Source organism: Mesorhizobium sp. B263B2A (genome assembly GCF_020165775.1).
Taxonomy (GTDB): domain Bacteria; phylum Pseudomonadota; class Alphaproteobacteria; order Rhizobiales; family Rhizobiaceae; genus Mesorhizobium; species Mesorhizobium opportunistum.
The window spans coordinates 62,441-80,423 of the sequence record NZ_JAIUIU010000007.1; the positions used below are offsets into that span (position 1 = coordinate 62,441).

The 17,983-nt window shown below is 63.9% G+C and carries 21 protein-coding genes and 2 tRNA genes; 9 read left to right on the top strand and 14 right to left on the bottom strand.

Going from position 1 to position 17,983, the window contains the following annotated elements:
* Positions 1 to 748: 748 nt before the first annotated feature.
* From LB568_RS13975 to LB568_RS13985, 3 genes are all read right to left on the bottom strand, one after another.
* A complete protein-coding gene (locus LB568_RS13975; protein ID WP_224730437.1) occupies positions 749 to 1,159 on the bottom strand; it encodes a cbb3-type cytochrome c oxidase subunit I in 411 nt (136 codons plus the stop codon).
* Between the two features lie 168 nt (positions 1,160 to 1,327).
* Positions 1,328 to 1,404: transfer RNA gene (locus LB568_RS13980), tRNA-Arg, on the bottom strand.
* Between the two features lie 56 nt (positions 1,405 to 1,460).
* Positions 1,461 to 1,766: an ETC complex I subunit gene (locus LB568_RS13985; protein ID WP_013896224.1), complete on the bottom strand. Its 306-nt coding sequence runs from the start codon at positions 1,764 to 1,766 to the stop codon at positions 1,461 to 1,463.
* 141 nt (positions 1,767 to 1,907) lie between these two features.
* Between LB568_RS13985 and LB568_RS13990 the strand changes: the two genes are divergently transcribed.
* Positions 1,908 to 1,984: transfer RNA gene (locus LB568_RS13990), tRNA-Pro, on the top strand.
* 338 nt (positions 1,985 to 2,322) lie between these two features.
* On the opposite strand, the gene hdaA is transcribed toward LB568_RS13990, so the two are convergent.
* From hdaA to LB568_RS14005, 3 genes are read right to left on the bottom strand one after another with little or no spacing between them, the layout of a single operon-like run.
* A complete protein-coding gene (gene hdaA / locus LB568_RS13995) occupies positions 2,323 to 3,027 on the bottom strand; it encodes a DnaA regulatory inactivator HdaA (RefSeq protein WP_224730438.1) in 705 nt (234 codons plus the stop codon).
* A gap of 1 nt (position 3,028) precedes the next feature.
* On the bottom strand, positions 3,029 to 4,237 hold the full coding sequence (locus tag LB568_RS14000) for an AI-2E family transporter (protein ID WP_224730439.1): 1,209 nt from the start codon (positions 4,235 to 4,237) through the stop codon (positions 3,029 to 3,031).
* Positions 4,209 to 4,766, bottom strand: a complete 558-nt coding sequence (locus LB568_RS14005) for a CDP-alcohol phosphatidyltransferase family protein (protein ID WP_224730440.1) — start codon at positions 4,764 to 4,766, stop codon at positions 4,209 to 4,211. The genes LB568_RS14000 and LB568_RS14005 overlap by 29 nt, the downstream gene beginning before the upstream one ends.
* 205 nt (positions 4,767 to 4,971) lie before the next feature.
* Here LB568_RS14005 and purM point away from each other — a divergent pair, with 205 nt between their 5' ends.
* From purM to LB568_RS14035, 6 genes are all read left to right on the top strand, one after another.
* On the top strand, positions 4,972 to 6,066 hold the full coding sequence (purM, locus tag LB568_RS14010; RefSeq protein WP_140571729.1) for a phosphoribosylformylglycinamidine cyclo-ligase: 1,095 nt from the start codon (positions 4,972 to 4,974) through the stop codon (positions 6,064 to 6,066).
* Positions 6,063 to 6,776, top strand: a complete 714-nt coding sequence (purN, locus tag LB568_RS14015; RefSeq protein ID WP_140780072.1) for a phosphoribosylglycinamide formyltransferase — start codon at positions 6,063 to 6,065, stop codon at positions 6,774 to 6,776. Before purM ends, purN begins: the two co-directional genes overlap by 4 nt.
* Before the next feature lie 54 nt (positions 6,777 to 6,830).
* Positions 6,831 to 7,106 carry a type II toxin-antitoxin system ParD family antitoxin gene (locus tag LB568_RS14020; RefSeq protein WP_013896230.1) on the top strand — a complete coding sequence of 92 codons (276 nt, stop codon included), beginning with the start codon at positions 6,831 to 6,833 and terminating at the stop codon, positions 7,104 to 7,106.
* A 4-nt stretch (positions 7,107 to 7,110) separates the two neighbouring features.
* Positions 7,111 to 7,404, top strand: a complete 294-nt coding sequence (locus LB568_RS14025; protein WP_140571733.1) for a type II toxin-antitoxin system RelE/ParE family toxin — start codon at positions 7,111 to 7,113, stop codon at positions 7,402 to 7,404.
* Between the two features lie 10 nt (positions 7,405 to 7,414).
* Positions 7,415 to 7,639: a hypothetical protein gene (locus LB568_RS14030; RefSeq protein WP_224730441.1), complete on the top strand. Its 225-nt coding sequence runs from the start codon at positions 7,415 to 7,417 to the stop codon at positions 7,637 to 7,639.
* A gap of 116 nt (positions 7,640 to 7,755) precedes the next feature.
* Positions 7,756 to 8,268 carry a SixA phosphatase family protein gene (locus LB568_RS14035; protein WP_013896232.1) on the top strand — a complete coding sequence of 171 codons (513 nt, stop codon included), beginning with the start codon at positions 7,756 to 7,758 and terminating at the stop codon, positions 8,266 to 8,268.
* Positions 8,269 to 8,322: 54 nt separating this feature from the next.
* On the opposite strand, the gene LB568_RS14040 is transcribed toward LB568_RS14035, so the two are convergent.
* The 3 genes from LB568_RS14040 to LB568_RS14050 all read right to left on the bottom strand — a co-directional run bounded on the left by LB568_RS14040 (position 8,323) and on the right by LB568_RS14050 (position 9,374).
* Entirely contained in the window at positions 8,323 to 8,562 is a 240-nt protein-coding gene (locus LB568_RS14040) for a DUF680 domain-containing protein (RefSeq protein ID WP_140780073.1), read from the bottom strand.
* A gap of 326 nt (positions 8,563 to 8,888) precedes the next feature.
* Positions 8,889 to 9,116, bottom strand: a complete 228-nt coding sequence (locus tag LB568_RS14045) for a DUF680 domain-containing protein (RefSeq protein ID WP_013896234.1) — start codon at positions 9,114 to 9,116, stop codon at positions 8,889 to 8,891.
* 51 nt (positions 9,117 to 9,167) lie between these two features.
* Positions 9,168 to 9,374 (bottom strand): DUF680 domain-containing protein, encoded by a 207-nt coding sequence (locus tag LB568_RS14050; protein ID WP_013896235.1) that lies wholly within the window; start codon positions 9,372 to 9,374, stop codon positions 9,168 to 9,170.
* 499 nt (positions 9,375 to 9,873) lie between these two features.
* On the opposite strand from LB568_RS14050, the gene LB568_RS14055 reads away from it, so the two are divergent.
* Complete coding sequence (locus LB568_RS14055; RefSeq protein WP_140780074.1) at positions 9,874 to 10,551, top strand: response regulator; 678 nt, start codon at positions 9,874 to 9,876, stop codon at positions 10,549 to 10,551.
* Positions 10,552 to 10,564: 13 nt separating this feature from the next.
* Positions 10,565 to 11,917, top strand: coding sequence for a sensor histidine kinase (locus LB568_RS14060; RefSeq protein WP_140780075.1), 1,353 nt, complete (start codon positions 10,565 to 10,567; stop codon positions 11,915 to 11,917).
* 28 nt (positions 11,918 to 11,945) lie between these two features.
* On the opposite strand, the gene LB568_RS14065 is transcribed toward LB568_RS14060, so the two are convergent.
* From LB568_RS14065 to LB568_RS14085, 5 genes are all read right to left on the bottom strand, one after another.
* Positions 11,946 to 12,824 carry an ABC transporter permease gene (locus LB568_RS14065; protein WP_013532454.1) on the bottom strand — a complete coding sequence of 293 codons (879 nt, stop codon included), beginning with the start codon at positions 12,822 to 12,824 and terminating at the stop codon, positions 11,946 to 11,948.
* A gap of 13 nt (positions 12,825 to 12,837) precedes the next feature.
* Complete coding sequence (locus tag LB568_RS14070; RefSeq protein ID WP_013896238.1) at positions 12,838 to 13,692, bottom strand: ABC transporter ATP-binding protein; 855 nt, start codon at positions 13,690 to 13,692, stop codon at positions 12,838 to 12,840.
* A gap of 142 nt (positions 13,693 to 13,834) precedes the next feature.
* Positions 13,835 to 14,821: an ABC transporter substrate-binding protein gene (locus tag LB568_RS14075; RefSeq protein WP_263497019.1), complete on the bottom strand. Its 987-nt coding sequence runs from the start codon at positions 14,819 to 14,821 to the stop codon at positions 13,835 to 13,837.
* 203 nt (positions 14,822 to 15,024) lie between these two features.
* Entirely contained in the window at positions 15,025 to 15,804 is a 780-nt protein-coding gene (gene dapB, locus LB568_RS14080; protein WP_224730443.1) for a 4-hydroxy-tetrahydrodipicolinate reductase, read from the bottom strand.
* Positions 15,805 to 15,812: 8 nt separating this feature from the next.
* Positions 15,813 to 17,906 (bottom strand): ATP-dependent helicase, encoded by a 2,094-nt coding sequence (locus LB568_RS14085; protein ID WP_224730444.1) that lies wholly within the window; start codon positions 17,904 to 17,906, stop codon positions 15,813 to 15,815.
* Between the last annotated feature and the right edge of the window lie 77 nt (positions 17,907 to 17,983).

Consider the following 17,983-nt stretch of genomic DNA (forward strand, 5'->3'; position numbering starts at 1 on the left):
AGGCCCCGAACGCGCGGTGTGTGCTAAGGTTCCAAGCCCGAAAGATCACGAAATAATTCCGGGACGATGATGCTGAGCGGCCAGAAGCCGACGGCACGCGCGCTCATCTTGTCGCACTTTTGTCTGCTCGGATTGCGAACTCGCCGGACTGCGGTCCCGCACCCAAAATGGGCGGGCGCCCCGCCAAGGGCCCGCCCAGCGGACAATCAAGTCCGCCGCATAGCTCGCTTCCTCACAGGAAACCTTACTCGTGGTGCTGCACGATATAGCTCGTGCTGACGGCGTCGCTCCCAATGCCTCGGGTCACCACAACCGTCGTATATCCGGTAGGCAGCGAGCCGGTGACGGTCTGGTCGACAAGACGGCATCGGCCGACTATTTCTCCGCCAGGCGCGGCCGCCAGCCTGTCGGCCAATGAGGCACGGCATTCCTCAAGCGAGGCATAGCGAGTCTCAGGTGCCCAATTGACAGGTTTGCAGACGGACGCTTGGCCGGGGCTGCACGAAAGCAAAACCATCACCGCTGCAGTTGCTGGATCCATTCCCGAGGGCTCCCATGTCGGACGAGCCTAAACGCGGGTCGGAAATCTTTGTTTCGCAGCCACTAAAATATTGTGCCGCCGGTGGTGGTCCTCCTCAAACCCTTGGTGCCAATAGGGTTCTGGCGCAGCTCGAGCGGGCCGATCGCCGGTCCCAAAGCGTCGGCAGCTTGCTGGTGGGCTTATCTCGCTGACATCAATTCCGCCAATTCAGCGTGCGGCTGGCGACAGCTCAGATGCCAAACGCACGCTCGCGCCTGAGAAGACCACGAAGGCAAACACCAGCACGGCAGCGGCCACGATCAGCGAGCCGGCGGCGACGACCGGCTCAATCGCCGTATAGCCGCCGTGTAGCATCAGATACAGGGCTGGCAGCATGATTACCAAGCCGATCGTATAGAGGCCGTAGTGGATCATTGCGATCTTTCGAGCTGCCTTTGCGGGATTGAGGGCGTAGTAGCCGCCGAATATCGCGCTTGTGACCCATCCGAGCAGATTGATATGTGCATGGGCCGGAAAAGCACCGTGGTCGCCCGAGATCGCCATCTGCAAACCGGCGCCTATTCCCAAAATGAGCCACACGACGGCGGTCTTGAAGAAAAGATCTGAAACTCTAGGCATGACACTCCTCCCAAAATGCCGATTTCAAAGCACTTCGATATTAGGTCTTCCTAAAATGAAAACGCAATCAAAATCAAAACCGTCCACAGGACCCTCTCGGGCCGAGTGTTACCCATGTCTTCGGTATAAACCGTAACCCATGTGTCCGGGCCCTACACCTGAAAAGATTGGCGATCCCGACAGGATTCGAACCTGTGACCATCGGCTTAGAAGGCCGGTGCTCTATCCAGCTGAGCTACGGGACCGCTGGCCGACCCGGGGGCCGGTAGATATTGCCTCTGGCGCCCGTTTGGGCGCGCGTTCAATGCGTCCAGGGCGTCCTGCGGTCATAACGGAAATTCTCCGCATAGGAAATCTGGCGGCGCTTGGCCTCTTTCGGCTCCTCGACGCGGAAGGCAAGGCCTTCCTTTTCGGCATAGGCCACTGCTTCTTCCCGCGTGTCGAAGGTGAGCCTGATCTGGCTTCTCATGTCTCCGGACGTGGTATAGCCCATCAGCGGGTCGATCTTCTTGCGCATCTCGGGGTCGAACTCCAGCACCCAATAACCGGTCTTGGCCTTGCCGGACTGCATCGCGGTTTTGGCTGGGCTGAAAATGCGCGCGGACATGGCCACCTCATTGTTGTGCAAGGCGGTATCGCCCGCCCTTGGCCCGTCATTACTGCGCAATGCGCACGGCGGCAAGGTTTTTGCACTTGCAGGTTTTTGCACTTGCCATCCAACGCCGAAATGAATAGGCAACAGACCGTTCGGAGTGTAGCGCAGGCTGGTAGCGCATCTGGTTTGGGACCAGAGGGTCGGGAGTTCGAATCTCTCCACTCCGACCATCCTTCTCAAAAACGCGATATCGATAGCCACTGGCATGGCCGCCTTGTGGCTCGCCGACCATGGGCCTGTCGATCTCTGGGCCTGTCGATCTTTTTGGGTCTGTCGATCTTTTAGGCCCGTCGATCCTGGGCCTTTCGACAGGCAAGCTCGCCGGGCGAGAACCCCCGCGCCATCCCCCGGCGAGCCTACAACCTGATTTGGAACGCAATCAGGACCGGGGTCAGCCGGCAAACTCTCGGAGCAAGACTGATGCCAGCCTTGTTTTCCCAAAATGGAACACCGGCAGGTAGCACGGAGAGCCGCCATGCCGGCAGGCTCTATCCGAACATCGAGGCCGTCAGATCTCGAACTCGCCCTGTCCTTCGTCCATCACGCTGACGGTTTCGGCGGCGAGCGCCCTGGTGATCGGCATCTTGCGCTCGAGCGCGATGCGATCCAGCCGCTCCACCACACGCATCGCCGTCGCCAGCGAGCGTTCGATACGCCGCACCAGATACTGCACGACATGCGGCTCGACCTCGACCTGGCGGTCGGCGAACAATTTGGTGATGACACCCGCCAGCAGAAGGTCGTCGGGCTCGTGGATCTCGACTGTCGCCGCCGCCTTCAGCCGCGAGGCAAGATCGGGCAATGACACACCCCAGGCGGCCGGAAAGCGCCGCGCCGTCAACAACAGCGTCGAGCCAGCGCCACGCACGGCATTGATCAGGTGGAACAGGCCTTGTTCGTCGACCGCTCCGGCGTCGACGTCGTCGATCAGCGCCGGGTGGGCGCCAAGATTGGCGATGCTGTCGCCGATGCGCCCCGCGTCGACGACCACCGCGTTGGCGTGCGCGCGCCAGATGGCGGCGAGATGCGTCTTGCCGGATCCGGCGGGACCCGCCAGCACCACCACCGGCGAGGGCCAGTCGGGCCAGCGGTCGACCAGCGCCGCCGCCTGGCTGTTGGTGCCGGAGACGACGAGCTCGTCACGCGAATAGCCGGTGCCGTGGCCGAGATCGAGCGGCAGTTGGCGCGGCGGATCGGTGCGCTGGGCAGTCACGTCAGCGACGCGGCTGCGTGCGGCCGCCGCCGCCGCGATCGGCGGGCAGCGGCGGCACGGGCGCTTTCGCGTGGCCCTTGTAGAGCGGCGATTCGAGATAGCGGGCGATGGCAAAGCGCACCAGCACGGCGACGGCCGCCGAAGCCGGCACGGCGATCAGCAGGCCCACGAAACCGAACAGCGCGCCGAAGGCAAACAGCGCGAACATCAGCCATACCGGATGCAGGCCGACGCTTTTGCCGACCAGCCGGGGCTGCAGGATGTTGCCTTCGATGAACTGGCCGATGAAGAACACCACGGCGACGGCGACGATCATGGTCCAGTCCGGCCAGAACTGGACGAAGGCAACGCCGACGGCCAGCACCAGGCCGGTCAGCGAACCGACATAGGGAATGAAGGAGATCAGCCCGGCGAAGAGGCCGATGAGGATGGCGAAATTCAACCCGGTCAGCGTCAGGCCGGTGGCATACATGGCGCCAAGCACCAGGCAGAGCGTGCCCTGGCCGCGCACGAAGCCGGCGGTGGCGGTGTTGATGTCGCGCGCGATGGCGCGCACGGTGGCGACGTTGTCGCGCGGCACCCAACTGTCGATGACCGCGACCATGCGGTCCCAGTCGAGCAGCATGTAGAACGCAACCACCGGCGTCACCACGAACAGGCTGACCACCGAGACCAGCGCCATGCCGGAACTCCACAGCGAGGTGAAGACGGTGGTGATCAGGCCAAAGCCGGATGTCAGCAGCGAATTCAGGCCGTCGCGCAAGCCGTTGGCGTTGACGCCGAATTTCTCTTCCAGCCATTTCGGATCGAACGACGTGATCAGGCTCTGCAGCCGGGTCAGGTACTCCGGCAGTTTGCCGGCGAAGTCGGCCATCTGCGTCGCCAGCACCGGTATCAGAATGACGAAGGCCAGCACCAGCACGATAAGGAAGGTGATGAGGATGACCACCGTCGCCATGAAGCGCGACAGGCCGAGCCGTTGCAGCCGGTCGGCGACCGGATCGAGGAAATAGGCAAGCACCATGCCGGCGACGAAGGGCAGCAGTATGTCGCTGAAGACATAGAGGAACAGCGCAAGCACGGCCAATCCGGCCAGCCAGAAGAAGATCTGCCGGCGGAACGCCAGAGACGCAGTTTCGCCTGCCGCCGCAGCCTCAGCGGCCGCTTCGATGGATCCTTGGTCAGGTGTCCGGTTTGGAGCTTTCGCCATAGCCGCTCATATGCCTCAGCCAAGCCACGAGATAGGCCGCGGCCGAAGCCACGGTCAAGACCCCGGACAGCAATATGAGGGCCGGCCGCAAAGGGTCGAGTCGCACGGCAAGAGCCAGCTCGCCCAGCACAACCGCCGCCAGGACGATCTGGACGGCGGTGTTGGCCTTCGAGACGAACAGCGGCTTCATCTCGACCGGCTGGGCCATGACGGAAGACAACAGAACCGCGCAAACGATCAGCGCATCGCGCGCCACCATGGTGACGACCAGCCATAGCGGCAACTGTCCTATGAAGCCCATGACGATGAACACCGAAACCAAAAGCAGCTTGTCGGCAATCGGATCGAGATAGGCGCCGAGCCTGGACCACTGGTTGAAACGGCGGGCGATGAAGCCGTCGACACCGTCGGAGACGCCGGCGACGACGAACCCGACGAAGGCCCAGTCCCAGCGCTCCTGCAGCATCGCCAGCACCACGGCGGGCACCAGGAGAAGCCGCAGGATGGTGATCAGGTTGGGGATCGTCAAATGCGTGCCTGCCAGTTTGCTTGCTGATAGATGATGGAGACGAAAGCCGGGTGCAAGGGAGAAGCCGCCAATCCCCTTTGCCGCGCGGACTGGCCGGTTGGGGTCCGCTGTCCACGATTTTGTCACTTTGAACCGCCCCTCCGCCGCCGTTATCCTTGCCCCCCGAAACCATTCATGCGAAGAGCCCGCAAACAGGGAAATTGCGATGAGCAAGCGCGAAACGGGCCAGGACAAAACGGGCAAGCGCAGGAACGGGCTCACTTATGCCGAGGCCGGTGTCGATATCGATGCCGGCAATCTGATGGTCGAGAAGATCAAGCCGCTGGTGCGCGCGACGCGCCGGCCGGGCGCCGATGGCGAGATCGGCGGGTTCGGCGGCCTGTTCGACCTCAAGGCGGCGGGCTTCACCGATCCGGTGCTGGTCGCGGCCAATGACGGCGTCGGAACCAAGCTCAAGATCGCCATCGAAGCCGGCAAACACGACACGATCGGCATCGACCTCGTCGCCATGTGCGTCAACGACATCGTCGTGCAAGGTGCCGAGCCGCTGTTCTTCCTCGACTATTTCGCCACCGGCAAGCTCGATCCCGACCAGGGTGCGGCGATCGTCGGCGGCATCGCCCTGGGCTGCCGCCAGGCCGGCTGCGCGCTGATCGGCGGCGAGACGGCAGAAATGCCCGGCATGTACCACGGCAACGACTACGACCTTGCCGGCTTTGCGGTGGGCGCGGCCGAACGCGGTCAGCTGCTGCCGACCGACGATATCGTCGAAGGTGACGTGCTGTTGGGTCTGGCCTCCTCGGGCCTGCATTCGAACGGCTTTTCGCTGGTGCGCCGCATCGTCGGTGTCAGCGGCCTCGCCTGGAGCGATCCGGCGCCATTCAACGACGAGGTGACGCTGGCCGAGGCACTGCTCGAACCGACCCGCATCTACGTCAAGTCGATCCTCAAGGCGATCCGCAACACGCATGGCATCAAGGCGCTGGCCCACATCACCGGCGGCGGCTTCCCGGAAAACATCCCGCGCGTGCTGCCCAAGGATTTTTCGGCCGAACTCGACCTCGAGGCGATCGACGTGCCCGCGGTATTCTCCTGGCTGGCCAAGACCGGCGGCGTGGCGCCGGAAGAGATGATGCGCACCTTCAATTGCGGCATCGGCATGATCCTGGCGGTCGCCTCCGGCCAGGCGGCGCAGGTCGCCGCCGTGCTGCAGGAAGCCGGCGAGACGGTGACGCCGATCGGCCGCATCGTGCCGCGCCGCGACGCCGGCGTCATCTATCGGGGCTCGATCGGCCTATGAATATGCAGAAAAAACGCACCGTCGTCCTGATCTCGGGACGTGGATCGAACATGACCGCGCTGATCGCGGCTGCCAGCGACCCGGCCTTTCCGGCCGAGATCGTCGGCGTCATCTCCGACAAGGCGGATGCCGCCGGCCTCGGCATCGCCAAGGCACGCGGCATCGCCACGCGGGTCATTTCGCGTACCGACCACGGCAGCAAGCAGGCGCATGACGCCGCGATAGACGCCGCACTCACGGCCTTCCACGCCGATATCGTGGCGCTGGCCGGCTATATGCGCATCCTCACTCCCGGCTTCGTGCAGAAATGGCAGGGCCGCATGATCAACATCCACCCTGCCCTGCTGCCCGCCTTCAAGGGGCTTGATACGCATGCGCGCGCACTTGCCGCCGGCATACGCATCCACGGCTGCACGGTGCATTTCGTCACGACCGAAATGGATGACGGCCCGATCATCGCGCAGGCGGCCGTGCCGGTGATGGTCGGCGACAATGCCGACACGCTGGCCGCCCGGGTGCTGAAGGCCGAGCACCGGCTCTATGCGCTGGCGCTGGGGCTGGTCGCCGAAGGCAAGGCGCGCATGGAGGCCGGCCGCACCGTGCTTGCCCATTTTGCCGACGATGCCGACAACGGCACGTCGGTGGTGATGGCGCCCGACCCGCTGCGCGAAGAAGCCGATCTGGAGCACCTGGCGCGCATTACGCCTTGAGCCTTGAGCCTGGTAGCAAATATTGCTACCCTTCTGGTTGAAGGAGACAGTTCAATGGCGACAGTCGAGAAAGTCAGCGTGGCGCTTTCGCCGGAGTTGCTTGAGATGGTCAAGGGCGCCGTCGACAGCGGGCGCTACGGATCGGCAAGCGAGGTGATCCGCGAGGCGCTGCGCGAGTGGCGGTTACGCCAGCCGTTGCGCGAGGCCGAGGCGGAGCGGTTGCGCAAAGCCTGGATCGAGGGGTTGGAAAGCGGTCCATTCGCTCCTTTCGACATCGAAGACATAAAACAGAAGGCCCGCAGCCGGCTCGTCGACGCTATCAAGAAATAGCTTCATGGTGAGCATGCCGATCATCCGCAGCCCGGCGGCAGAAGGAGACCTTGTCGATATCTGGCTTGCCATCGCCAATGACAGTCCACGTGCAGCCGATCACTTTCTTGATGCTATCGCGGAACGTATCCTGCAGCTTGCTGCCTTCCCCGAATCCGGACCACGTAGACCCGACATCGGCGCCGACGCGCGAGCGCTGACAATCGGCAACTATCTCATCCTCTATCGCCTCGCGGAGGGATGGATCGAGATCGTGCGTATCGTGCATGGTGCGCGCGATGTTTCGACGCTGTTTTAGGATCGAAGCCGTGGACGTCTTCGACAGTGCAATCCGAAGAAAAGGCGATTTCGCCGGTATTTTTGAATATGACGAGACCGATGGGGCACAAAACGCTAGAGCCTATTTTTATCTGAGCGAGATCAAGGGCCAGGCAGTTGGACCGATCATTGGCACAATTATATTCGCTCAGGCGCGTGGGCGATCACCGAGGCAGATGTCGCCGTTAGGAGGGATCGTGACGAGCAACGTGTAGGTCTGTTCATCTTCGGCACTTTGTCAGCGGCCTTTGATGCAACCACGGGCACGAAGTATGGTGGCGGATATGGCAAGGATTTCAATGCCGACATTCCCTAGTCCTGACCAATACCGATGAGACAGCTGCTTGTCCTGCGCCACGCTAAGTCGAGTCGGGATGATCCCAAGCTTGCCGATTTCGACCGGCCGCTCGCCGAGCGCGGGTTGAAGACGGCGCCGCTGATCGGGCGCGAGCTTGCGGCGCGCGACTGGGTTCCGGATCTGGCGCTGGTGTCGCCGGCGCTGCGCACACGCGACACCTGGCGGCTGGTGGCGGCGGAGTTGCCCATGCATCCTCGATCCGTGTTTGCCGAGGCGCTCTATGACGCTTCGGCGGCGGATATTCTGAGCCAGATTCGCCTGGCCGATCCGTCGAACGGTTGCCTGCTGGTGGTCGGCCACAATCCGGGCCTGGAGGATCTGGCGAAACAGCTTGCCGGTTCAGGATCGGAAGCGAAAGCGCGCAAGCGGCTCGAGGAAAAGTTCCCGACGGCAGCCCTTGCGCGCTTGGTCTTCGAGGGCGACTGGTCCGGCCTGTCGTCCGCGCGGCTGACGCATTTCCTGCGGCCGAGGGATCTGAGCCAGTAGGCTGATGTTGGCAGGAACGGCGGGGCGAACCCGCCGCATATCTGCCCACGGACATCAGTTCCCCCAGATGCCCTGGCCGGGTTCGGGCCATTCCTTGGCGGGTTTCATGTTGGTGTCGGCTGCCTTGTGCCCGGCCATGTCCGTGTCCTTGACCGCGCCGGTGGCGGCATGGTCGACGCCGGCAACCGAGGCGACCGGCTGGTTGGCACCATCGGAGCCATAGTGGTCACTGCCGGCAAAGGCAGCGCCGGTCATAACTAAGACGGCGGCGGTAGCGAGAGCGATCCTATTCATTTCAATCTCCTGTTTCATCCGTTGGGCGGCGTCTGGGAGGACGGTTCCGCTAGAGCATGATGCCGAAAAGTGTGACGCGGCTTTCGGACGCCATCATGCTCTATCTCTTTGATTTAGAGGCGAATTCAGATTTCAGGTCATTCGACTTGAAATCATCCGGCTCTATGGACAAGACCCGAGGCCGCCAGGTTTTATTCCTGGAGATGGAAGCTTTTTTCTAGACCGACGGCCCAAGACGGTGCCCGTCAGTGTGCGCCATGGCACAAAAAAACAAGAGCGGCGGGCCAAGCCCACCGCTCTTTGTCGTCATGCAGGGTTTGAAGCTGTTAGCGGCCCCAGATGCCCTGGCCCGACTCGGCAGGAACCTTCGCATTGGCGTCGGCCTGCGTCTTGTCGATCTTCAGGATCGAACCGGTGCGGAGCGTGTCGACGTTGGAAGTCGACTGGTTGGCGACCGGCTGGTTGGCATTGTTGGAGCCATAATTGTCGCTGCCGGCGAAAGCGGTGCCCGTGGCGACGAGGATGGCGGCGGCTGTAAGAGCGATCTTGGTCATTTTATTTACTCCTGATTTGAAGATTGGTTGCGATCGGTTCGGGAAACGCGATTAGTGGTTGCCGAAGAGGTTGTGATCGGCGCCCTGCGGAGCCGGGGCCTGGACGGTTCCGTTCGACTTCGAGATCGAAGCGGTAACGGAATGGTCGACAGTGGCGGCGGGCTGATTGGCGTTGGCCGAGCCATAATTGTCGCTGCCGGCAAAGGCCGTGCCCGTGGCAACGAGGATGGCGGCGGCGGTAAGAGCGATCTTGGTCATTTTGGTTACTCCAGTTTGCTAGTCCTGTCCGTCTAGTGGCGTGCCCTTGGGAGGAATTTCGCGTCGCTCGGACCACCCCGAAGTAGGGAGTGCCTTTTTGGATTTCCAGTCGGGCCGGTCTTACAGTTTTTCGTTATATTATGGACAATGCATATTGCACCGCAGCAAATGCGACATGACTTCTTCAATATTTTCAGCATCTTAAGTTTTCGCCTTCGACGAAAGCGACACCAGTTCGCGATCTATTGTTCACCGTTTACGATACAATCTGTCAATCAGAACCGAACCGTTCGGTTCGATTTAATGCTGAAATGGACGCCGAAATGGATGGATCGAGCCTGCGAAAAATCTTTCGCCGCCGGCCACCTGCCCGCATTTGCCTTGCGTCGAGATCGAGACTATCGCTCATTTCAGGTCTGATTGTCGGATGCGGCGGCCGTTCGAGCCCAGGGCAGCCCGCCGCGACCGAGAAGAGACGGATGCAGGAACAGCAACAGACATGCGATTGCTGCTTGTCGAGGACAACCACGAACTGGCGGACTGGCTGGGCAAGACCCTGCGCCAGGCGCATTATGTCGTCGACATCGTGCATGACGGCGAGGATGTCGAGCATGCGCTGGCGGCCGGCGACCACGCACTCATCATCCTCGACCTTGCGCTGCCGCGCATGGGCGGAATGGAGGTGCTGCGCATGCTGCGGGCGCGCGGCAACCGTGTGCCGGTGATCGTGCTCACAGCCAATGCCAGCCTCGACGGCCGCGTTAAAGGCCTCAACGAAGGCGCGGACGACTACCTGGCCAAGCCTTTCCAGATCGAGGAACTCGAAGCGCGTATCCGCGTGCAGTTGCGCCGCGCCAATGACCGCACCGCGCCGATGATCACCTGCGGTGACCTCGTCTTCGACACCAACACAAGGCTGTTTTCGCTCGCGGGCGAAACGCTGGCGCTGACACCGCGCGAACACGCAGTGCTGGAACAATTGATCGTCAAGGCCGGGCGCACCGTGAGCAAGGCGGCATTGTCGGCCGCGATCTACGATTTCGAGACCGACGCCGATCCCAGCGCCATCGAGATCTACGTGCACCGCGTGCGCAAGAAGCTCGAAGGGACGCGGGTCCAGATCGCCACACTGCGTGGCCTCGGCTACCTCTTGCGCCAAGACGATTTGGCGCCGTGACGATCCTGGCGCCATGAGGATCAACAGCCTCCGCCTGCAATTGCTGGCATGGGTGGTGCTGCCGCTTGCCGGGCTCGCGACCATCAACCTGTGGACCAGCCAGCGCAACGCACTGGCGACCGCGGACCTGGTCACCGACCGGATGCTGGTCGGCTCGGCGCGGGCGATTGCCGAGCAGGTCGCCATGGTCGACGGCGTGCTCGATGCCACGGTGCCCCCGGCCGCGATCGAGATGTTCGACACCGGCGACCGCGACAGCGTCTACTATCGCGTCGAGACAGCCGGCGGGCGGCTGCTGACCGGATATCCCGATCTGCCCGAAGCGACGCAGCATGCCAGTGTCGAGGCCGCCTATCGCGATCACCAGCTGCGGCTCATGACCCTTGGCCATGCGGTGATCGGCGCCGGCAATGACTCGCCGATATCGGTCACCGTGGGCGTCACCCTTGCCGGCCATGACGCCATGGTCAAACGGCTTTGGTTCAGCGCCTTTGCCCAGCAACTGGCGCTGGTGGCGATTGCCGGCGTGTTCGTGCTGCTCGGCTTGCGTCGCGGCCTGGCGCCGTTGATCCGGCTGCGCGATGCGGTACGCTCGCCAAACCGCAGCGACCTTGACCCCGTCGAAGTGCCCGGTGCGCAAAGCGAGATCCGCCCGCTGATCGACGCCCTCAACGCCTACATGGAGCGCGTGCGGGCGCAGATGGCGGCGCAACGCCGCTTCATCGCCAATGCGGCGCACCAGCTGCGCACGCCTCTGGCGCTGCTCTCCACACAGGCAAGCTATGCGCTTCGCGAAAGTGCCGCCGATGCCCGCCACGAGGCGCTGGTGGCGCTGCAGGCGAGTTCCGGCAAACTGGCGCGGCTGGCCGAACAGCTCCTGACCCTGTCACGCGCCGAGCCAGGCAGCCGGCGGCCGCGCGCCGACCGCGTCGACCTGGCCGAAGCCGCCCGCCACGTGCTGGAAACGCAGGCCCCGACAGTGATCGCCCGCAACATCGATCTCGGCCTCGAGGAGGCCGGTCCCGTGCCGGTCACCGGCGACGGCACCATGCTGCGCGAGATGATCGTCAACCTTGTCGACAACGCGCTGCGCTACTCCCCGGTCGGGGGGCGTGTCACGGTCAGCCTGGCGGCCCTCGATGGCGAGGCCGTGCTGACCGTCGCCGACAACGGACCCGGCATCCCGGCGGACGAGCGCGAGCATGTGTTCGAACGCTTCTATCGCGTCGCCGGTTCGAGCGAGCAAGGCAGCGGGCTCGGGCTGGCGATCGTGCGCGAGGTGGTCGAGAACGCCGGCGGCCGCGTCACCCTCGGGGATGGTGCGGCCGGCGGTCTGGTGGTCGAGGTCAGGCTGCCCTTGGCCTGACTGGTCAGGCTGCCCCTTGTCTGACCGATCACGTTCCCTGCTCGTTGAACGGCGCCGGCCGCCATTTCACGACGTAGTTCTCGAAGCGGGTGATGATGAACTCCACCACCAGCGCCATGACAGCCAGGATGATCATCGCGGCGAACACGCCATTGGCGTTGAAGGCGCCCTGCGCGGTCGAGATCAGCAGGCCCATGCCTTGCTTGGCGCCGAGGAACTCGCCGACCACCGCGCCGACCAGCGCGAAGCCGAAGCTGACATGCAGGCTGGCGAGGATCCAGCTCATCGCCGAAGGAATGATGACGGTGCGGGTGATCTGGAACGGCGAGGCGCCAAGGATCTGGGCATTGGCGATCATTGCCCTGTCGGCCTCGCGCACGCCCTGGAAGGCGTTGGCGAAAACAACGAAGAACACCATCACCACGGCAAGCGCCACTTTGGACGCCATGCCGAGGCCGAGCGCGATGATGAACACCGAGCCGAGCACGACGCGCGGCACCGAATTGGCGATCTTGATGTAGATCGAAAAGACATCCGCCAACAGCCGATTGCGGCCAAGGATGATGCCGGCGGCGATGCCGCCAAGGGCACCGATGACAAAGCCGAGGAAGGTTTCCTCCAGCGTCACGTAGATCTGCAGCCAGAGCGGGCCTTGCGAGGTGCCTTCGGTGATCCACGACCAGATCTGCTGCCAGATGCCAGAAGGGCTGGCGAAGAAGAACGGGTCGATGATGTTGTAGTCGGCGCCGAGTTCCCACAGGCCAAGGAAGACGACCAGGATCGCCAGGCGCAAGGAGATGACAAGCGCGTGGCGGCGGCGCAGCCTTGCCCTCGCCCGGGCTTCGGCAACGGCGATGGAAGCATCGCGGACGGCGGCCTGATTGGCGGTCGGAGAGATTGCGGTCATGCTGTTTCTCCTTTCAATGTCCGGTCTGCAAGGTCCGGCTCTGGCCGAGCTGCACTTCCTCGCGCAGATCGTTCCAGATCACCTTGGCGATCTCGACGAAGTTCGGGTCGTAGCGGATGTCGGCCATGACGCGCGGGCGCGGCAGGTCGATGCGGTAGACGCTCTTGACCGTGCCCGGCCCAGCGGTGAGCACATAGACCTTGTCGGCCAGCGCCACCGCCTCCTCGAGGTCGTGGGTGACGAAGACGACCGAGGATTTCTGCTCCGACCACAGACCTAGCAACTCGTCCTGCATGGCGGTGCGCGTCTGCATGTCGAGCGCGCTGAACGGCTCGTCCATCAAAAGGATCTTGGGCTGGTTGATGAAGGTCTGCGCCAGCGCGACGCGCTTGCGCATGCCGCCCGAAAGCTGGTGCGGATAGTGCTTCTCGAAGCGGCCGAGGCCGACGCGGGCGATCCAGTCGCGGGCGCGGTCGTAGGCCTGCGCCTTCGGCGTGCCGCGATAAAGTGGACCGGCGGCGACATTGTCGATGACACTGCGCCAGGGAAACAGCGCATCCGCCTGGAAGACAAAGCCGATGTCCCGGCTGATATCGGTGACCGGCGTGCCCATGACACGGACATTGCCGGTCGTCGGCCGCAGCAGGCCGGTGACCAGATTGAGCGTCGTCGACTTGCCGCAGCCGGTCGGCCCGACGACGCAGGCGAACTCGCCGCGCGCCACGGTCATCGTGAAATCGCGGATCGCCGTCATCATGTGCCCGTCGGGCGTGACGAAACGCAAGGTCACATCATCGATGGCGATCGCGGCGTCGGCTTGTGGCGCGGCCTGAGACAACTTCTCGGCCGCCATCGGTTGCACTTGCATGGCGCACTCCTGTCGCAATGGGGCAAGGGAGCCCGCGGCAGTGCCACGGATCTCCAGGTGTTCGGGAGGCCGCGCCGCTGCCTTCTTGATTCAAGCAGCCGGCGCAAACCCTTGTTATTCAACGAGTGGCAGGCTGGTGCCGCTATTTGGCGGCGTCGACGAATTCCGTCGTATAGGTCTTCGACAGGTCGATCTGCTTGCCTTGCAGGCTCTTCGAGAATGTCGAGAGAACCTTGAGCACGGTCGGCGGGCCATCGGCCGGCATGCGGCCATCCGGCGTGAACATCGCCTTGCCACCGGCCAGCCCCTGCACGTAGAGGTCGCGGTTGCCGGCATAATAATCCTTCGGCATCTTGTCGGCGATCTCTTCGGCCGAATGCGTGGCGATGAATTTCATCGTCTTGACGAAGGCGTTGGCGAGCTTCTGCGCCTCGTCCTTGTGGCCTTCCAGCCAGGAGGACTGGACATAAAAAGACGCTGCCGGATAGTCGCCGCCCAGCGCTTCCTTGGTCTTTTCGGGCGTGCGCATGTCGACCAGGATGCTTGCCTCGCCGGTCTTGAGCAGTTTGGCGATGGTCGGCTCGGTGGTCATGCCGGCCTGGATCTGGTCCTGCTTGACGGCGGCGATGAAGGTGTTGCCGGCGCCGACCGGCAGCAGCGTGTAGTCGCCGGGCTTCAGGCCGCCGCGCACGGCAAGATACTGGGTCAGGAAATCGGTCGAGGAGCCGAGACCGGTGACGCCGAGCGTGGCGCCCTTGAAGTCGGCGGGCGACTTGATCTCGGGGTGCTTGGCGGAGACCAGCTCCACCTCGCCAGGCGCCTGGCTGAACTGGACGATCGACTGGATGTATTTGCCCTTCGATTGCAGGTCGACGGTGTGATCGTAGAAGCCGACAACGCCCTGGACGGCACCGGCCAGCAGTTCATTTTCGGCCTCGACCCCGGCGCGCGAATTGAGCAGTTCGACATCGAGCCCCTGGTCCTTGAAGTAGCCGAGCTGCTGGGTGAGCACGGCAGGCAGATAGATCTGCTTTTCCATGCCGCCGACGATGATGGTGATCTTGTCGGCAGCAGAAGCCACCGTGGCGCTTGTGGCTGCAACAGCAAGGGTTAGCGCCGCTGTGCGCAGGGCGCACTTCGAGATGAAACCGGTCACGAAACTTCCTCCACTTGGGCGGCGCGCCATCCCGGCTGCGCCGCATTCCTCCTTACCGGCCGCTCCCGCACCGGTCACACGGCGAACGCCGCAATGACTTCATGGCACGCCTAAGCTTTCAGCTGGCTTTCAGTCGTTTTAGCCGCCGTTGAAATGGAATCCGTTGTGGCTGCCGGTCACGGAGCGCCGAAACCGAGAACGTCGCGCATGTCGTACTCGCCGGGGTGGCGCCCCGCCACCCAGAGCGCGGCGGCGATGGCGCCACGGGCGAACATAATGCGGTCGCCGGCCGCATGCGACAGGGTGACGGTTTCGCCCTCAGTGCAGAAGCTGACACCGTGCTCGCCGACGATGCTGCCGCCACGCACCACCGCGAAGCCGATCTCGCCTGCGGGCCGCGCGCCGGTGACGCCATCGCGAACACGCCGCGCCACCGCGTCGAGTTCGACCTTGCGGCCGCCGGCCAAGGCTTGGCCAAGCATCAAGGCGGTGCCCGACGGCGCGTCGATCTTGTGTCGGTGATGCGCCTCGAAGACCTCGGCGTCCCAGTCTTCGGGATCGAGCGCTGTCGCCGCCTGTTCGACCAATCCGACCAGCATGTTCAGCCCCAGCGAAAAGCTGCCGGAGCGCACGATGGCGATGATCTTTGCTGCCTCGGCGATGTCGGCGAGTTCAGTCGCATCGAAACCGGTCGATCCGATGACCAGGGCCGGCCCGCCGCGGGCAGCGCAAAACCTTGCCAGGTCAGCCGAGGCCGCCGGCATCGTGAAGTCGATGACCACATCGGCCGCGGCAAGCGCCTCCTCGCGGCTGACCAGCCCATCGCCGACAGCGCCGGGCCGATGGAACCGCGCAGCGAGCGCCAGCCGTGGATCGACCCGCACGGCGTCCGTCATCTGGCGGCCCATGCGGCCGAGCGCGCCGGCGATGGCGATCCTGATCGGCGGCTGCGGCATGGCCTCGGCTATTTCCACATGCCGCGCATGCGCGCGCCGATGTCGACCCGCACGTCCGGCCGGGGCGCCCTGCCCTGCGCGGCCTGCGCGCTTGGCCACGACATCTGTTCGAACGCGGCGAGGATCGAGGCCGGGATGAAACGGGTGCGCGAGGCATAGAGATGGCGGTCGCCGCGCGCCGCCTGGCCGTGGGGGAAGAAGCGCTGCGGCATGACCAGGTTGAGGTTGTCCTTGGCCCGTGTCATCGCGACGTAGAGCAGCCGGCGCTCCTCCTCGATGTCCTCCTTGGTGCCGACGCCGAGATCGGCCGGGATGCAGCCATCGACGGTGTTGAGCACAAAGACATTTTTCCACTCCTGGCCCTTGGCCGAGTGGATGGTCGACAGGATCAGATAATCCTCGTCCCGATGCGGCGGCCCGGCCTGGTCACTGGTCGCGTCCGGCGGGTCGAGCGTCAGCTCGGTCAGGAACCGTTCGCGCGAGGCATAACCCGATCCGATCTGCTCGAGTTGCAAAAGGTCGGCGCGGCGCGTGATCGCATCCTCATGGATGCGCTCCAGATGCGGCTCGTACCACAGCCTGACCTGTTCGAGATCGGCAGGCCATCTGGCGCCGGCCCGCAGGCCCGAATAGAGCGCGACGAAGCTTGGCCAGTCGTCCGCCGCGCGCTGCGGCGGGCGCCATCCGGCCAGGCCCATCGCCTCGTCCAGCGCAGATGTCATCGTCTCGACGACCTGCGCGGCGGCCGAAGGGCCAATCCCCGGCAAAAGCTGCAGCACCCGAAAGCCGGCAACGCGGTCGCGCGGGTTTTCGGCGAAGCGCAGCACCGCCAGCACATCCTTGACATGGGCGGCATCGAGGAACTTCAAACCGCCGAACTTGACGAAGGGAATGTTGCGCCGCGTCAGCTCGATCTCGAGCGGCCCGCTGTGGTGCGAGGCGCGAAACAGCACCGCCTGGGATTTCAGCGCGGTGCCGGCCTCGCGCTCGGCCAGGATGGTATCGCAGACGAAATTCGCCTGCTCGACCTCGTCGCGGACGCTCACCAGTCTCGGCTTGCCCGTGGATTTGCGCTCCGACCACAGGTTCTTGGTGAAGCGTTCCGAGGCCTCGCCGATCACCGCGTTGGCGGCGGCGAGGATGGTTTCGGTCGAGCGGTAGTTGCGCTCCAGCATCACCACATCGGCGGCTTGCGCGAACTGCTTGGGGAAATCGAGAATGTTGCGCACCTCGGCGGCGCGGAACGAATAGATCGACTGCGCATCGTCGCCGACCACCGTCAGCCCGGCACCGTCGGGCTTCAGCGCCATCAGGATCGAAGCCTGCAGCCGGTTTGTGTCCTGGTATTCATCGACGAGCACATGGTCGAAACGCCCGCCCAGATGCGCGGCGATTTCAGGCTCTGCCGCCATCTGCGCCCAATAGAGCAGCAGATCGTCATAATCGAGCACGTTCTGCGCTTGCTTGGCCTCGACGTAACCGGCGAACAGCTGCTTCAGCTGTTCGGCCCAGCCGGCGCACCAGGGAAAGGCGGAACCCAATATTTCGCCCAGCGGCGCCTGCGCGTTGACGGCGCGCGAATAGATGGCGAGGCAGGTGCCCTTGGTCGGAAAGCGCGCCTCCGTCTTCGAGAGGCCGAGTTCATGCCGGACCAGATTCATCAGGTCGGCGGAATCCTCGCGATCATGGATGGTGAAGGCCGGATCGAGGCCGATCTCCAACGCATAGTCGCGCAGCAGCCGGGCGCCCATGCCATGAAAGGTGCCGGCCCAAGTCAACGCATCCGTGATCACCGCCGCGTCGCGGCCGAGCACCTCGCCGGCGATGCGCTCGACGCGTCTCGCCATTTCGGACGCGGCGCGCCGCGAAAAGGTCATCAGCAGGATGCGGCGCGGGTCGGCGCCCTTGACGATCAGGTGCGCGACGCGATGCGCCAACGTGTTGGTCTTGCCCGAGCCGGCGCCGGCAATGACCAGCAAAGGCCCCGCGATCTTGCCGTCGCCATGCTCGACGGCCTGGCGCTGGGCGTCGTTCAACCGCGCAAGGTAGGCGGGCGGGACGGTCGATTCCACAAAGGTCGAATCATGGGCGGCGAGGTTCATCGCCCATCAAGCATCGTTTCCGCTTTGTTCGCAACACAGAAGCGGCGCGATAGGGGACGACCGCTTTGGAGACTATC

Bases quoted from the DNA above. Each gene is read 5' to 3' on its own strand.
- purN (WP_140780072.1), top strand. From the start codon at position 6,063: ATGAATATGCAGAAAAAACGCACCGTCGTCCTGATCTCGGGACGTGGA.
- LB568_RS14070 (WP_013896238.1), bottom strand. From the start codon at position 13,692: ATGCAAGTGCAACCGATGGCGGCCGAGAAGTTGTCTCAGGCCGCGCCA.
- LB568_RS14055 (WP_140780074.1), top strand. From the start codon at position 9,874: ATGCGATTGCTGCTTGTCGAGGACAACCACGAACTGGCGGACTGGCTG.
- LB568_RS14060 (WP_140780075.1), top strand. From the start codon at position 10,565: ATGAGGATCAACAGCCTCCGCCTGCAATTGCTGGCATGGGTGGTGCTG.
- purM (WP_140571729.1), top strand. From the start codon at position 4,972: ATGAGCAAGCGCGAAACGGGCCAGGACAAAACGGGCAAGCGCAGGAAC.
- LB568_RS14065 (WP_013532454.1), bottom strand. From the start codon at position 12,824: ATGACCGCAATCTCTCCGACCGCCAATCAGGCCGCCGTCCGCGATGCT.
- dapB (WP_224730443.1), bottom strand. From the start codon at position 15,804: ATGCCGCAGCCGCCGATCAGGATCGCCATCGCCGGCGCGCTCGGCCGC.
- LB568_RS14035 (WP_013896232.1), top strand. From the start codon at position 7,756: ATGAGACAGCTGCTTGTCCTGCGCCACGCTAAGTCGAGTCGGGATGAT.
- LB568_RS14025 (WP_140571733.1), top strand. From the start codon at position 7,111: ATGGTGAGCATGCCGATCATCCGCAGCCCGGCGGCAGAAGGAGACCTT.
- LB568_RS14085 (WP_224730444.1), bottom strand. From the start codon at position 17,906: ATGAACCTCGCCGCCCATGATTCGACCTTTGTGGAATCGACCGTCCCG.
- LB568_RS14045 (WP_013896234.1), bottom strand. From the start codon at position 9,116: ATGACCAAGATCGCTCTTACAGCCGCCGCCATCCTCGTCGCCACGGGC.
- LB568_RS14020 (WP_013896230.1), top strand. From the start codon at position 6,831: ATGGCGACAGTCGAGAAAGTCAGCGTGGCGCTTTCGCCGGAGTTGCTT.
- LB568_RS14000 (WP_224730439.1), bottom strand. From the start codon at position 4,237: ATGGCGAAAGCTCCAAACCGGACACCTGACCAAGGATCCATCGAAGCG.
- LB568_RS14050 (WP_013896235.1), bottom strand. From the start codon at position 9,374: ATGACCAAGATCGCTCTTACCGCCGCCGCCATCCTCGTTGCCACGGGC.
- LB568_RS13975 (WP_224730437.1), bottom strand. From the start codon at position 1,159: ATGCCTAGAGTTTCAGATCTTTTCTTCAAGACCGCCGTCGTGTGGCTC.
- LB568_RS14040 (WP_140780073.1), bottom strand. From the start codon at position 8,562: ATGAATAGGATCGCTCTCGCTACCGCCGCCGTCTTAGTTATGACCGGC.
- LB568_RS13985 (WP_013896224.1), bottom strand. From the start codon at position 1,766: ATGTCCGCGCGCATTTTCAGCCCAGCCAAAACCGCGATGCAGTCCGGC.